Annotated in this window: 13 protein-coding genes; 4 read left to right on the top strand and 9 right to left on the bottom strand. The window is 65.9% G+C overall.

The features are described 5' to 3' along the window. Window positions 1-5 precede the first annotated feature (5 nt). The 8 genes from gltX to D9V32_RS06715 all read right to left on the bottom strand — a co-directional run bounded on the left by gltX (window position 6) and on the right by D9V32_RS06715 (window position 10,200). Window positions 6-1,520: a glutamate--tRNA ligase gene (gene gltX, locus D9V32_RS06750; RefSeq protein WP_121648125.1), complete on the bottom strand. Its 1,515-nt coding sequence runs from the start codon at window positions 1,518-1,520 to the stop codon at window positions 6-8. Window positions 1,521-1,663: 143 nt separating this feature from the next. Further along, window positions 1,664-2,431: a fumarylacetoacetate hydrolase family protein gene (locus D9V32_RS06745; RefSeq protein ID WP_121648124.1), complete on the bottom strand. Its 768-nt coding sequence runs from the start codon at window positions 2,429-2,431 to the stop codon at window positions 1,664-1,666. A gap of 75 nt (window positions 2,432-2,506) precedes the next feature. Continuing rightward, window positions 2,507-3,616 carry a branched-chain amino acid aminotransferase gene (locus tag D9V32_RS06740; protein ID WP_121648123.1) on the bottom strand — a complete coding sequence of 370 codons (1,110 nt, stop codon included), beginning with the start codon at window positions 3,614-3,616 and terminating at the stop codon, window positions 2,507-2,509. A 19-nt stretch (window positions 3,617-3,635) separates the two neighbouring features. After that, on the bottom strand, window positions 3,636-4,694 hold the full coding sequence (locus D9V32_RS06735; protein WP_121648122.1) for a 3-isopropylmalate dehydrogenase: 1,059 nt from the start codon (window positions 4,692-4,694) through the stop codon (window positions 3,636-3,638). Between the two features lie 74 nt (window positions 4,695-4,768). Continuing rightward, window positions 4,769-5,311, bottom strand: a complete 543-nt coding sequence (locus D9V32_RS06730; protein WP_121648121.1) for a hypothetical protein — start codon at window positions 5,309-5,311, stop codon at window positions 4,769-4,771. Continuing rightward, entirely contained in the window at window positions 5,308-6,783 is a 1,476-nt protein-coding gene (locus tag D9V32_RS06725) for a glycosyltransferase family 39 protein (RefSeq protein WP_121648120.1), read from the bottom strand. Before D9V32_RS06725 ends, D9V32_RS06730 begins: the two co-directional genes overlap by 4 nt. A 53-nt stretch (window positions 6,784-6,836) precedes the next feature. Further along, complete coding sequence (locus D9V32_RS06720) at window positions 6,837-8,459, bottom strand: glycosyltransferase family 39 protein (RefSeq protein WP_183086207.1); 1,623 nt, start codon at window positions 8,457-8,459, stop codon at window positions 6,837-6,839. Window positions 8,460-8,682: 223 nt separating this feature from the next. After that, window positions 8,683-10,200: an MFS transporter gene (locus D9V32_RS06715; RefSeq protein WP_121648118.1), complete on the bottom strand. Its 1,518-nt coding sequence runs from the start codon at window positions 10,198-10,200 to the stop codon at window positions 8,683-8,685. An 89-nt stretch (window positions 10,201-10,289) separates the two neighbouring features. On the opposite strand from D9V32_RS06715, the gene D9V32_RS06710 reads away from it, so the two are divergent. The 4 genes from D9V32_RS06710 to D9V32_RS06695 all read left to right on the top strand — a co-directional run bounded on the left by D9V32_RS06710 (window position 10,290) and on the right by D9V32_RS06695 (window position 12,318). After that, a complete protein-coding gene (locus tag D9V32_RS06710; RefSeq protein WP_121648117.1) occupies window positions 10,290-10,838 on the top strand; it encodes a TetR/AcrR family transcriptional regulator in 549 nt (182 codons plus the stop codon). 30 nt (window positions 10,839-10,868) lie between these two features. Next, window positions 10,869-11,516 (top strand): hypothetical protein, encoded by a 648-nt coding sequence (locus D9V32_RS06705; RefSeq protein ID WP_121648116.1) that lies wholly within the window; start codon window positions 10,869-10,871, stop codon window positions 11,514-11,516. Window positions 11,517-11,668: 152 nt separating this feature from the next. Beyond that, window positions 11,669-12,001: a hypothetical protein gene (locus tag D9V32_RS06700; RefSeq protein ID WP_121648115.1), complete on the top strand. Its 333-nt coding sequence runs from the start codon at window positions 11,669-11,671 to the stop codon at window positions 11,999-12,001. A gap of 134 nt (window positions 12,002-12,135) precedes the next feature. Further along, window positions 12,136-12,318 carry a YegP family protein gene (locus tag D9V32_RS06695; protein WP_121648114.1) on the top strand — a complete coding sequence of 61 codons (183 nt, stop codon included), beginning with the start codon at window positions 12,136-12,138 and terminating at the stop codon, window positions 12,316-12,318. A 69-nt stretch (window positions 12,319-12,387) separates the two neighbouring features. Here the strand turns inward: D9V32_RS06695 and serA are convergent, their stop codons facing one another. Beyond that, window positions 12,388-13,977, bottom strand: a complete 1,590-nt coding sequence (gene serA, locus D9V32_RS06690) for a phosphoglycerate dehydrogenase (protein WP_121648113.1) — start codon at window positions 13,975-13,977, stop codon at window positions 12,388-12,390. Window positions 13,978-14,107 lie beyond the last annotated feature (130 nt).

Here is a 14,107-nt window from a genome sequence, read left to right as displayed (position 1 = left end):
TTTTGTTATTCCCCTCGCAGTGCGGACAGGCGCTCGAGACGCGCAAGCGTCTCGGCCTTGCCCAGGATTTCCATCGACTCAAACAGCGGCGGGGAAATCCGGCGACCGGAGATACCCACCCGCAGCGGACCGTAGGCGATCCGCGGCTTGAGTTCGAGACCATCGATCAGGGCCGACTTCAGCGTCTCCTGGATCGGTTCGGTCGTGAAATCCTCCACACCCTCGAGTGCGGTGATCGCCGCGCTCAGCACCTCAACGGTGTTGGCGGGCAGGCTCTTCAGGGCGTCCTCCTGGAACTCGAGCGCCGCGGCGTCGGTAAACAGGAAGCCGAGCATGGCCGGAGCCTCACCCAGCAGGCCGATGCGCTCCTGCACCAGCGGTGCCGCCTCGGCGAGGATCGCGCGCTCGGCGTCGGTCACGTCGGCACCCAGCACACCCGCGGTCTGCAGGTACGGGATCGTCCGCTCGGCGAAGTCGGCGACATCCAGCAGGCGGATGTGGTCACCGTTGATGGACTCGGCCTTCTTGAGGTCGAAGCGCGCGGGCGACGGGTTGACGTCGGTCACGTCAAACGCCGCCACGAACTCCTCGATGCTGAAGACATCGCGGTCGGCCGAGAGGCCCCAACCCAGCAGTGCCAGGTAGTTGACCAGACCCTCGGGGATGAAGCCGCGGTCGCGGTGCAGGAAGAGGTTCGACTCGGGGTCGCGCTTGGAGAGCTTCTTGTTGCCCTCCCCCATTACGTAGGGCAGGTGACCGAAACGCGGAATCGCGGTGGCCACACCGATCTCGATCAGCGCCGCATACAGCGCGATCTGACGCGGGGTCGAGGGCAGAATGTCTTCGCCGCGAAGCACGTGGGTGATCCCCATCAGGGCGTCATCCACCGGGTTCACCAGGGTGTAGAGCGGCTGGCCGTTCGGACGCACCAGCACGAAGTCGCTGAACGAACCGGCCGGGAAGGTGATCTCCCCGCGCACGAGGTCGTCGAAGCTGAGGTCGGTGTCCGGCACGCGCAGGCGCAGCGCGGGCTCGCGACCCTCGGCACGGAACGCGGCCTTCTGCTCGTCGGTGAGGTCGCGGTCGAAGTTGTCGTAACCGAGCTGCTTGGCACGGCCGGCGGCCTCGTTGCGGGCGTCGATCTCCTCGGCGTTCGAGAACGACTCGTAGAGGTGCCCGGAAGCCTTGAGCTTCTCGATCACATCGGCGTAGATCTCCGAGCGCTGCGACTGGCGGTACGGGCCGTGCTCTCCGCCGACACCCTCACCCTCGTCCCAATCGATCTTGAGCCAGCGCAGGCCGTCCAGAATCTGCTGGTAGCTTTCCTCGCTGTCGCGAGCCGCATCGGTGTCTTCGATACGGAAAATGAGCTTACCGCCGGTGTGTCGAGCGTAGGCCCAGTTGAACAGCGCGGTGCGGATCAGGCCGACGTGCGGCGTGCCGGTGGGCGACGGGCAAAAGCGGACGCGAACGTCCGTGCCGGTGGCCGTGGTTACGAGGTGTGAGAGAGAGGTAGACATCGGATTCAGTCTACCGCGAACCGACCCCCGTATCCCCGCCTCGATCGCCGGAAGATAGCGACACACTGTCGTCGGCAGCCCCACAAAACAACGCACGCCCCGTCGTGTGTGAGACGGGGCGTGCGGGATGTTTTATGCGTGCGTTAGCGCACCGGGTTGCTCAGGATACCGAGACCCTCGATCTCGCACTCCACGCGGTCGCCGGGCACCATCTCGCCCACACCCGCGGGGGTGCCGGTAAGGATGATGTCGCCGGGCAGCAGGGTGAAGGCCGCACTCACGAACTCGATGATCTTCGGGATGTCGTGGATCATGTCATCCAGCACGCCATCCTGACGCACCTCGCCGTTCAGGCGCGAGATGATGCGCTTGCCGGTCGGGTCAAACTCGGTCTCGACGATCGGGCCGATCGGGCAGAAGGAGTCGAGGCCCTTGGCGCGAGCCCACTGGCCGTCGCTCTCCTGGAGGTCGCGCGCGGTCACATCGTTGGCGATGGTGTAACCGAAGATGACCTTGTCGGCATCGGCGGCGGGCACGTTCTTCGCGACCGAACCGATGATGATGGCGAGCTCGGCCTCATAGGACACGCGCTTGGTGATCGGCGGGATCACGATCGGGTTTTCCGGGCCGATGACCGAGGTGTTCGGCTTGAAGAACAGCAGCGGCTCGGCCGGGGCCACGGCGTCGGCACCACCCATCTCGGTCACGTGATCGCGGTAGTTCTTGCCCACCGCGACGATCTTCGAGCGGGGAATCACCGGGGCCAGCAGGGTGACCTCGCTCAGCGGCACGCGCTCCTCGATGGTTTCAAACCCCGCGTACATCGGGTCACCATCGAGAACCACGATCTCGTGCTCGTCGATGATGCCGTAGGCGATGCGATTGTCGTGACTAAAGCGTGCGATCTTCATGCGTCCATCCTAAACCTCTACGGCACCGCCCCGGCTCGAATCTCCGAGCCGGGGCGGTGTCTGCTGGTGCGTGGACTAGCCGTCTACGCGAACCATCCAGCCGTGGCGGTCTTCGCGACGACCGTACTGAATGTCGGTGAGTTCCTCACGGATGCTCATGGTGACCTCACCGGGCTCGCTGTTCTCCGAACCGATGGTGAAGTCGTGCGACTTCAGCTGGCCGATGGGGGTGATGACCGCGGCGGTACCGCAGGCAAACACCTCGGTGATGGTGCCGTCGGCCTCGCCCGCACGCCACTCATCGATGCCGATGGCGCGCTCCTCAACCGTGTAGCCGCGGTCCTGCAGCAGCTGGATGATGCTCGCGCGGGTGATACCCTCGAGGATGCTGCCGGTGAGTTCCGGGGTGACGACGGTCTTGTCGTTCCGGACGAAGAACACGTTCATGCCGCCGAGCTCGTCGATCCGGGTGCCGGTCTCGCCATCCAGGAACATGACCTGGGCGCAACCGTTGCGGTACGCCTCCTCCTGCGGGAGCAGCGAGGCGGCGTAGTTGCCACCACACTTGGCCGCACCGGTCCCGCCGCGGCCGGCGCGGGAGTACTCGGTCGAGAGCCAGATCGAGATCGGCTTGATGCCGCCGGTGAAGTAGGCACCGGCGGGGCTCGCGATCACGAGGTAGCTGGCCTTGTGAGCCGAACGCACGCCGAGGAAGGTCTCGTTGGCGATGGTGAACGGACGCAGGTACAGGCTGGTGTCGGGGGCGCTCGGCACCCAGCGCTCATCGGCCTTGACGATCTGACGGACCGACTCCACGAAGTCGGCCACGGCGAGCTGCGGCAGGGCCAGGCGCGCGGCGGAGCGCTGCAGGCGCTCGGCGTTCTGGTCGGGACGGAAGGTCCAGATGGAGCCGTCGGCGTGACGGTAGACCTTCAGACCCTCAAAGATCTCCTGGCCGTAGTGCAGCACCGAGGAGGCGGGGTCGAGGATCAGCGGGCCATAGGGAATGACGCGGGCGTCGGCCCAGCCGTTCTCAACCGTCCAGTCGATCTGGACCATGTGGTCGGTGAAGTGGTTGCCGAAGCCCGGGTTCGCGAGGATCTCGGCGACCTCTTCCGTGCTGCGCGGTGACGGGTTGGCCTCGAACGAGAAAGCGAGCGGGGCGGTGGTGGTGTCGTGAGCCATGTGAGAATTCCTTCGGACGTTACTGTGCTGCGGTAACCAGGGCGGCGATGGCGTCGCCAACCTCGGCGGTGGTGCGGGCGGACCCGCTTCGGCCGGCAATGTCGGCGTCTACCGCGCGGACCACGCGGTGAGCGAGCTCGGGGGCACCGAGGTGTTCCAGCAGCAGTGCGGTGGACAGGATCGCCGCGGTAGGATCGGCGATCTGCTTCCCAGCGATGTCGGGAGCGGACCCGTGTACCGGCTCGAACATGCTGGGGAAGGTGCCGTCGGGGTTGATGTTGGCCGAGGCAGCCAGGCCGATGCCGCCGCTGATTGCGCCGGCCAGATCGGTGAGAATGTCGCCAAAGAGGTTGTCCGTGACGATGACGTCAAATCTAGCAGGGTCGGTGACCAGGAAGATAGTTGCGGCGTCGACGTGGAGGTAATCCACGGCTACCTGCGGGTACTCAGCGGCAACCTCGGTGACGATGCGCTGCCAGAGCTTACCGGCGAAGGTGAGCACGTTGATCTTGTGCACCAGGGTCAACTTGTTGCGACGCTGGGTGGCAATCTCAAAGGCGTGACGCACAACGCGCTCGACACCGTAGGCGGTGTTGACCGAGACCTCGTTGGCGACCTCGGCGCGGGTGCCGACGCGGATCGCGCCGCCGTTACCCACGTACGGCCCCTCGGTGCCCTCGCGGACAACCACGAAGTCGACATTGCCGGCGTTGGCCAGCGGGCTCGGAACACCCGGGTACACCTTGGTCGGGCGCAGGTTCACGTAGTGATCGAGGCTGAAGCGCAGCTTGAGCAGCAGGCCCCGCTCGATGTTGGCGTCGCGCAGGCGGGGGTCTCCGGGGACGCCACCGATGGCACCCAGCAGAATGGCGTCGTGGCTCGCAATGGATTCCAGGTCGGTGTCGGTAAGGACATCGCCGGTCTCGAGGTAGCGGGCCGCTCCGAGCGAAAACTCGGTCTTTTCGATGCTCAGCTCAGAGCCTGCGACAACCGCGTCCAGGACCTTCACCGCCTCGGCCACAACCTCGGGTCCGATTCCATCGCCGCGAATCACGGCGAGTTTGACACTGCGCGACATTTTGCTCCTGCTCAGCCTGTGGTGGGTGTTGTTGAATCCACCTTACTCGTGCCGAACAGCCCGCGCGTACGCGGTTACTGCAGGAGCAGGAGGACGCCGAGCGGCAGCGTGACCGCATACCCCTGCGCGAGGCGTTCGGGGCGCAGCAACAGGGGCGGCAGGATTGCCGCCACGATCAGGACGTAGACCATCGCCAGCGGCGGCACGGTGCCAAAACCGAGGAACCCGGACAGCAGCTGCACCGGCAGCGTCATCAGCGCGGCCGTCACCACACCGGTACCAAAATCCACTGGGCCGAGGCTCCACGAACGACGGGCATACCGGCGCTCGAGCGCGTTGCCCGTGCACGCGACCACGATCAGCACCACCACAAAGAACACCGCCACACCCACGACGCTGAGCACCGCAACCTGATCCGCCCGGGCCTCATCGCGCAGCAGCGCGAGCAGTTCCTTACGCGTCGACGCGCGTACCTGGTCTACCAGCACCAGATAGCGCGGGATCGAGGCGAGGGTGCTCAGAAAGACGAAGGCGATCCAGACGGACACCGAGGTGGTGCGGGGCGGCACCGGCACGGGCAGCTGAGCCTTCTGCTGTAATTTCTGCTGTGCGCTCAACGGGTGCCCTCCCGGACATACTCGGTGACCTCGGTGCGGTTCAGCGGGTACGTTGCCCGCTCGATAAACCCGCCCTCGGCCAGCACCCGCCGCATGTCCCGGATCTCCGGGGTGGTGCGCTTGGCGCCGGCTACCCAGACGGTGTCCACACCCCGCAGCCGCTCCCCCAGGTGGCGCGGAGGCAGGGTCACGTCGTTGAACTCGCCGCGTTCCAGGTCGCTCCGCACGAACGCGATGTCGTCGAGCCCGGCGAAGGCCGCGGGATATCCGGCGATCGTAAGCCGCGGCCGGATGGTTCTGGTCTTGTCGTTCTGCAGGAAGAAGGCGTCCCCCGGGGAGGCGTGCTCGGCGATGGTCTGGGCGGTCTGCAGAAAGTCGACACCGCTCTGCTTGGCATAGGGAGCGCGCTGCGCCACAAACGTGGGCAGGCTCGCCAGGGCGAGCACGGCCACGAGCACCCCGGCGATCCAGCGCCGCGAGAACACCGAGACGGCGAGCGCGAGTAGCAGCGCGAATCCCGGGGTCGTGAATGACACGTAGCGCGAGGTATAGAGCGGCCCCACCAGCGAGTTCGCGATCAGCATCAGGATCAGCGGGGCAAACGCCCAGGCCGCGGCGAGCGCCACCAGGGGTGCGCCATACCGGGCGAGAATTTCGGGGAGGCGGCGCCCGGCGATCACAAACAGCAGGATCACGAGGATGGCGAGCAGCCAGGAGCCGTCGAGCCAGGGTTCCACCAGCGTGGTCCAGGCGTTCACGATGGGTTGTCCGGCCAGCCAGGCAATCTGCCCGCGTTGGCCATAACCGGCACGCATGAGCGGAATCACCGCGGCCAGGATCACCAGCACCGAGATCCCCCATCTCAGCAGGGTGGGCCGATCCCGCCGTGTCAACAGCAGGTACGTCAGGTGCGCCGCGAGGATCAGCGCCGCGTACATAAACAGGTAGATCGTGAAAATGCTCACCACGGCATACAGCGTCCACGCCCACCAGGTGCCGCGCTTCACGGCCACAACCAGGGCGATCACGCCCCAGACGGCCAGTGCCGCGCTGAGCGCGTAGGAGCGCCCCTCGATTCCCATGAAGGTGGTGCGCGGAAGCACCAGGTAGATGATGCCGGCGACCACGCCGAACCGGGTGGACGCGAGCTTTCCGCCGAGGACAACCATGCCGGCGGTGCCGAGACCCACTGCGAGCGCCGAGAATCCGCGCAGGGCCATCGCACCGTCGCCAAACGCCGCCACCCAGTAGTGCACGATCGCGTAGTACAGCCCGTGCACGGCATCCTTGTGCTGAAGGAACTGCCAGAGCCCCGGCGCATCCAGACGACCCGCCATGAGCGTCGCGATCTCGTCAAACCAGAATGATGGTGCCGCGCTGCCGATCCAGGAGACGCCCGTGGCGATGAGACCCAGTGCGAGAGCCAGGACCGGAATCCGGCGGAACAGCGGGGTGTGAACGGTCGAGGCCAACCGGGTCCTCTCTGCCGGAATCACGACGCTACGTCACCGGTTCGGTGAGCACATCAGAGCCCAAGGATACCGTGCGTCACCGGGTGTTCGCTCAGCGCGGCGGTGTGGCGATGTATCGGTGGCGCGGCGTGGTCGTGCGCCACGGAGGAGCTGTGCCGGTGCGGCATCCGCACATACTCGACCACCACGTTAGCGCTGAGCCAGAATCGCTCGCGGGCCACAAATCCACGCTGGTGGAGAATCCCAATAAGGCTCGTGATCTCCGCGGTCGGGGTGCGTTTCTCGGCCACCCAGATGGTATTTACCCCGTCCAGACGGTGCCCCAGATCCCGCGGCGGCACCGTCTGGTCGTCGAAGTATCCATCAACGAGGTCGCTGCGGAGAAACGCGATGTCGCGCAGCCCCTGGAAGGCTTCGGGGTAGCCGCCAATGGTGAGGCGCGTGGAGAGCGAGCCGCCGTCCCCGCGCTGCAGGTAGAACGCATCACCCGGGTGAGCATCACGGGACATGATCGCGGCGATCCTCTGAAAGTCGGTTCCATAGCCCTTCCCCTCCGGTCCGCGCTGCGCCACAAAGGTGGGTAGCGCAGCGAGTGCGAGGCTGGCCACCAGGATCCAGGTGATCCAGCGCCGGGAGTACACGGTGACCGCGAGCGCGAGAAGCAGCGCGAAACCCGGGGTGGTGAAGCTCACGTAGCGCGGGGTGAAGAGCGGGCCAAACACGAGGCTGGCGATCACGATCAACAGCAGGGGCCCGAAGGCCCAGACCGCCGCAAGCACAACAACGGGCGCACCCTGACCGGTGAGGATCCACCGGATTCGGATCGCGGCGAGCCCAAGAACGACCACCGCACAGATTCCAAGGAGCCAGGACTTATCCAGCCAGGGTTCCATCACGATGGTTTCGAAGGTGAGGCTCGGGCGGCCCTGAATCCAGGCGATCTGGCCGCGTTGACCATACCCCGCCACGACGAGGGGGATGACCGAGATCAGAATCAACAGGGTCGAGAGTGCCCAGGGCACCAGGACACGGCGCTCCCGATGCCGGCTCAGGAGGTAGGCGGCGTGTGCAACCAGAACGAGGGCACCGTACATAAACAGGTAGATCGAGACGATCATGATGATCGCGTAGATTCCCCAGAGCCACCAGCGGTTCCGCCGAGCGGCAACCACGAGCATCACGACCGCCCACACGGCGATAGCGGTGGTGAGCGCATAGGAACGCGCTTCCACCCCCATGAATGTGGTGCGCGGAATGATCGCAAAGATCAGCGCCGCGATCACCCCGAGTCGCAGGTTCCCGAGCCGGGCCCCCAGGGCGACCATACCGGCGACGCCCGCCCCGACGGCGAGGGCCGAAAACCCGCGCACCGCCATCGGAGAGTCGCCGAACAGGGCGATCCACCCGTGGATGATCAGGTAGTAGATGCCGTGCACGATGTCCTTGTGCTGCACGAGCTCCCAGAGCTGCGCCGGCGCCAGGTGCGCGGCCTCCACGGTGGCAATCTCGTCAAACCAGTAGGAGGGGATGGCACTCGCCGTCCAAGAGATGCCCGCGCCCACGGCGCCCAACAGGACGGCGAGGCTGACGCTGCGTCTGGTCACCGGGGGTGCGATCGGCAGAGGCGAAACCACCGCGGGCTGCGCGGTGGTTTGGGTGGTGATGGGGGTGGACACGGGCGGTACCTCTCTCGCGATCACGCGTGGAACGGATGTCACACTAACGCCACATTCCTGCATGTTTCCCGAGTTTTTCCCGTACGGGTGAGGATTCACGGCGAGCACGCGGCCTCGCGAAACACCCCGGACTCACTCCCCGCGTGTTCACGTTCGGGCACACAGGAAAGCGCCCCCGGATGCGCGTGCATCCGGGGGCGCTCTCCTCGCGAGCCGCAGGGGCCTAGCGGGCGTTTTTCAGCGTGAAGATACCGACGATCGCGGCCACGGCAACGAGGCCGGCACCGATCCAGGCCACCACACCGGCACCGCTGTCGAACGCGTGACGCGCCGACTCCAGCAGGGCCTCGGCGATCTCCGCCGGAAGGTTCTCGGCCACGTTGGCCGCGCCACCCAGGGTCTCCCCCGCGGCGTGCACCTGCTCGGGGGTGAGGCCCTCGGGCAGCACCACCCCGGCACGGTAGTACGCCGACAGCACGGTGCCGAGCGTGGCGGTACCGAGCACCGCACCCAGCTCATACGCGGTTTCGGACACCGCGGAAGCCGCACCGGCCTTCTCGGGCGGAGCACCCGAGATGATCAGCTCGTTCGAGACGGTTTCGGCGGCACCGATTCCGAGCCCCAGCAGCGAGAACGCGATCATCATCTCGGTGGCACCGATGTCGCCACCGGTGAGTGCCACCAGAATGTAGCCGGCGATGCTGGTGGTCAGCGCGACCGGGATCACGACCGAGGGGCGGATCCGCTTGGCGATCGGCACAACACCGAGACCCGCAATGATCATCACCACGAGACCCGGGACGAGCACGAGAGCGGCGTCAAACGGCTTGAGGCCCAGCACGAGCTGCAGGTGCTGGGAGACGAAGAACAGACCGCCCACGAGCGCCACGACGCTGAGCAGGTTGATCAGCACCGCGCCGGAGAACTGGCCGCGACGGAACAGGGTCATGTCGAGCATCGGGCTCTCGATGCGCAGCTGGCGACGCACGAACGTCACACCGCAGGCGATACCGATCAGCAGGGTGATGATCGCCAGGGGCAGGTTGGCCCCCTCGGCGAAAGTCTTGATCGAGAACACGAACGGCGCCATGGTGCCGAGCGCGAGCGGAATCGACAGGTAGTCGATCTTGCCCGGGTTGGGATCCTTCGACTCGGGAATCAGGATCGGCAGCAGGATCACCAGCGGCAGCAGCATCGGCACGGCCAGCAGGAAGACCGAGCCCCACGGGAAGCTACCGAGCAGCAGGCCACCAACGATGGGCCCGAGGGCGCTCCCAGCGGAGAAGGCACTCGCCCACACGGCGATCGCCAGGCGACGCTCGTTGCGGTCGGTGAAGATATTGCGCAGCAGCGACAGGGTCGAGGGCATCAGCATCGCACCGAAGAAGCCCAGCAGGGCGCGGGCGAGGATCAGCTGGCCGGCCGATCCGGCAAACGCGGCAAAGACCGAGACGATACCGAAGCCGATCGAACCGATCAGCAGGAGTTTTCGGCGGCCCAGACGGTCGCCGAGGCTGCCCATCGGGACCAGGAGGCCCGCGAGGATCAGCGGATAGATGTCGACAACCCAGAGCAGCTCGGTGGCCGACGGGGTCAGCGCCTCCGAGATGGCCGGGAGGGCGAAGTTTAGGACGGTGTTATCCACCGAGACGAGCAGCACCGGCAGCATCAGCACAACGAGTGCGGTCCAGCGGCGGGTGCGGCTGAGAGAGTCTGCGGCGGTGCGGTTTACGGAAAGCATGTTCACCTCTTCAATTACGAACTCATTTACTGTACCGTCTGGACGGTATAGAATCAATAACACGAACTGGTTAATCCGAAGGGAGACGCATGGCCGCCGAAAACTCGACCCGAGACCGCATTCTCGACGCGTTTCAAAAGCTACTCATCACCCAGGGCGAGCGTGCCGCCACCCTCGAGGCCTGCGCGGCGCAGGCGGGGGTTTCCAAGGGCGGTCTGCTCTATCACTTCGGCTCACGAGACGCCCTGATTCTCGGGCTCATCGATCGCGCCGACGCCCTCTCCGCCACCTATCTCGCCGAGATGCAGGCGGCCCCGGGCGGCGTGGTGGACAGCCTCATCCGCACCTCGCTGTTCAGCGACGACATGTTTGACCACGCCACCATCGCACTGAACCGGCTGGCTCAGGAGGATCACCGGGCCATCGCCTGCCTCCTGAGATTCCGTCACGACACGATCGCGCTGCTCGAAGCCGAGCTCGGCGATCCCGTCCTGGCCGAGACTGTCATGCTGATCAGCGACGGCATGTACTACGACTCCGTGCTGCGCACCCCGGAAGACAGTGCCGCTCCCACGCCCAATTCCGTCCCGGCCGAGGCTATCCTGGCTGTGGTTCACCGTTTGATTCCGTCCGACTAACCAGCAACCATCTCGAAGAGGAGAAAAGCAATGACCCGCCCGCACCCGCGAGCGCGCCTACGCCGCTCGAACCAAATCGAATTTGCCGCCTATCTCGTGCTCGCCGTAGCGGTCGCGATCGTGGTGGTATTTATCCTGCTCGATGTGCTCGATCAGGTCCTTCCGCTCCCCCGCATCCTCGTGCTCGCGCTCGGTATCCTCGTGGTTCTCGCCGCGGGCATCGGCGTCCTCGCCCTGCTGAGTATTCGCGCCCGACGCAAGATCGGCGGCCTGCGCACACGCTATCCGGACGCTCTGGTGTGGTGGATCACCCCGGCCGATTCCTTCGGCCCGGCACTGCATCGCCTGGGCGGCCCGGAGTGTGAGCGACGCGAGCTCGCCGAGGGTCTCGCACTGGTGGTCGAGCCCAACCGACTGCGCTTTTTTCAGACCGAGCGTGCCGACACCCGGCTCGTTCTCGAACTCCCGGGCGACGCCGTGGCGGAGATCCGCACGGTCCGGGTGACCGCGGGGATGGTGCGGCGAGCCGGCATCGTGCTCGCCGTGCACGATGCGTCGGGCGAACGCCAGGAGCTCGGCTTCCTGGGCGCTCACGACGTGCTGCCGGCGTATCTCAGCGGTAACGGCACGTATGATCTCGCGGCCGAGGTTCGCCGCTCCCTCGCGCTGAGCCGCTGAGCGGCGGCGACGAGAAACGTCAGACCTGCGTCACTTTTGCGGCAGATTTCACACGGGTGTGCGCAATTGCAACGGTGTTCACGCCAAGATGGGAGCCAGCCCGTGGAGTAGTACATCCGCACTTCGCGCGAACCCGGCCTGAGGAGGACACGATGCCCGACGCCCAGCGGATCACGATCGGGAGGGTCGCCGAGATACTGCGCGGCGACGAGATCGCCCTCAACGTTGGCACGGACGCCGGGGTGGCCGTGGATGATCGGGTTGTGCTGTTTCGCGAGATCGCGATCACGGACCCCGACTCCCATCGCCGCCTCGGCGAGGTTCAGTATCCCAAGCTGCGCCTTCGAGTCGTGACCGCCGAGGAGCAATTCTGCATCGCCCGGGTCACGCCCCCCTCGAGCATCCCGAGCCGCGGGAATCCCCCGACCCATTCACGAGACGGACGGTGGAAATCAATCGCGGGGAGGCTCTACACACGGCGGTGAGCGTGGAAGTGGGGGAACGAGCCGAGTTCTTTCGCCCACTCATCCCCCTCACTGGGGCCAATTTTCCAGGCGAGGCGCCGCTACTCTGACATCAGGATTCGGGCGCGCCGCGCCGGACCGGAGAAAGGGGCATCATGGCGGGAAAGTTTGAGCTCTACACGGACAAGGCGGGCCAGTACCGCTTCCGACTGAAGGCCGGTAACGGCGAGATCATCGCGGTGTCCGAGGGGTATTCCTCGAAGTCTGGCGCGCTGAACGGCATCGACTCGGTGCGCCGCAACGCCCCGGAGTCTCCCGTCGTGGAAATCGAAAAGTAGTTCGTCACGGAACAACGACGGCGGGGCCGGAGGAAAAATCCTCCGGCCCCGCCGTTTTCTGTGCGTGTGTTACGCGGTGATACCCACGGCGCGCACGATCGCGGCGTCGATGTCGGTGCGGACCTGCTCCAGCAGCTCCTCCGACACCGGGGAGTCAACGGTCAGCACGGTGAGCGCCTGGCCGCCGGCCTCGGTGCGGGCAATCTGCATACCGGCGATGTTGATGTTGGCCTCGCCGAAGCGCGCACCGTACTGGGCGACGATTCCGGGACGGTCGGTGTAGAGCATCACGACGTGGTGCTCGGCGATCGGGACCTCGATGTCGTAGCCGTTGATGGCCACGAGCTTCTCGATCTGCTTCGGGCCGGTGAGGGTACCGGACACCGAGATCTGCGAACCATCGGCCAGCGCGCCGCGCAGGGTGATGACGTCGCGGAAGTCCTCGCTCACCGGGTCGGTGACCAGGCGCACCTCAACACCGCGGGCCTCGGCCAGCAGCGGGGCGTTGACGTAGGACACCGACTCGCTCACGACCTGGCTGAAGATACCCTTCAGCGCGGCCAGCTTGAGGACGGAAACGTCGAAGTTGGTGATCTCACCGCGAATGTCGACCTCAACGCTGGACAGCGGCGAGACGGTCAGAGCGGAGAAGATCTGGCCCAGCTTCTCGACCAGCGAGATGCCCGGACGAACGTAGGGGTCGATGACGCCACCGGCAACGTTCACGGCATCCGGCACGAGGTCGCCGCCGAGAGCGAGACGCACGGACTTTGCCACCGAAACTCCGGCCTTCTCCTGAGCCTCCTCGGTGGAGGCACCGAGGTGCGGGGTCACGATGATGTTTTCCAGGCCCAGGAGCTTCTGGTCGGTGGGGGGCTCGCTCACGAAGACGTCGAGTCCGGCACCGGCGATCTCACCGGCGACGAGGGCGTCGTGCAGGGCGTCCTCATCGATCAGGCCACCGCGGGCCACGTTGACCACGTAGGCGGTCTTCTTCATGGCCCTGAGCTGCTCGGCACCGATCATGCCGATGGTCTCGGGGGTGCGGGGCATGTGGATGGTGATGAAGTCAGAGGTGGCGAGGAGTTCGTCCAGGCTCAGCAGGGTCACGCCGAGCTGCTGGGCGCGGGCCGAGGTGACGTAGGGGTCATAGGCCACAACCTTGACGCCGAAGGCCTTCAGGCGCTCGGTGATGAGCGCGCCGATGCGGCCGAGACCGATGATACCCACGGTCTTCTCGAACAGCTCGGTACCGGTGTACTTCGAACGCTTCCACTGGCCCTGAGCCAGCGCGTTGTGCGCGGCGGGGATGTGGCGGGCAAGCGAGAGGATGTGACCGACGGTCAGCTCGGCGGCCGAGATGATGTTGGAGGTGGGGGCGTTGACAACCATCACGCCGGCCGAGGTGGCGGCCTTGATGTCGACGTTGTCGAGGCCCACGCCGGCGCGGGCGATGACCTGCAGGTGCGGGGCCGCGGCGATGGCCTCGGCGTCAACCTGGGTGGCCGAGCGCACCAGGATGGCGTTGGCGTCTGCCAGGGCCGAGAGCAGGGCCGGACGGTCGGTGCCGTCTACGTTACGGATTTCGAAGTCGGGCCCGAGGGCATCGACAGTGGCGGGCGAGAGTTCTTCAGCAATCAGGACGACGGGTTTCGACACGAAAACAAATCCTTCTGGAACGAGGGTTGGGAAGACTCGCGCCGCATCATCGGGACGCCAGGTACGTACACTCTACTAGGTGATTCATGCCCGTTTTGCCGCACGTGAACGATCGTTCACGTGCGGCTGC

It is taken from the genome of Mycetocola tolaasinivorans (assembly GCF_003667565.1).
GTDB lineage: Bacteria > Actinomycetota > Actinomycetes > Actinomycetales > Microbacteriaceae > Mycetocola > Mycetocola tolaasinivorans.
Note: the sequence above shows the minus strand (reverse complement) of the source record. Positions and strands in the feature narration are given on the sequence as shown.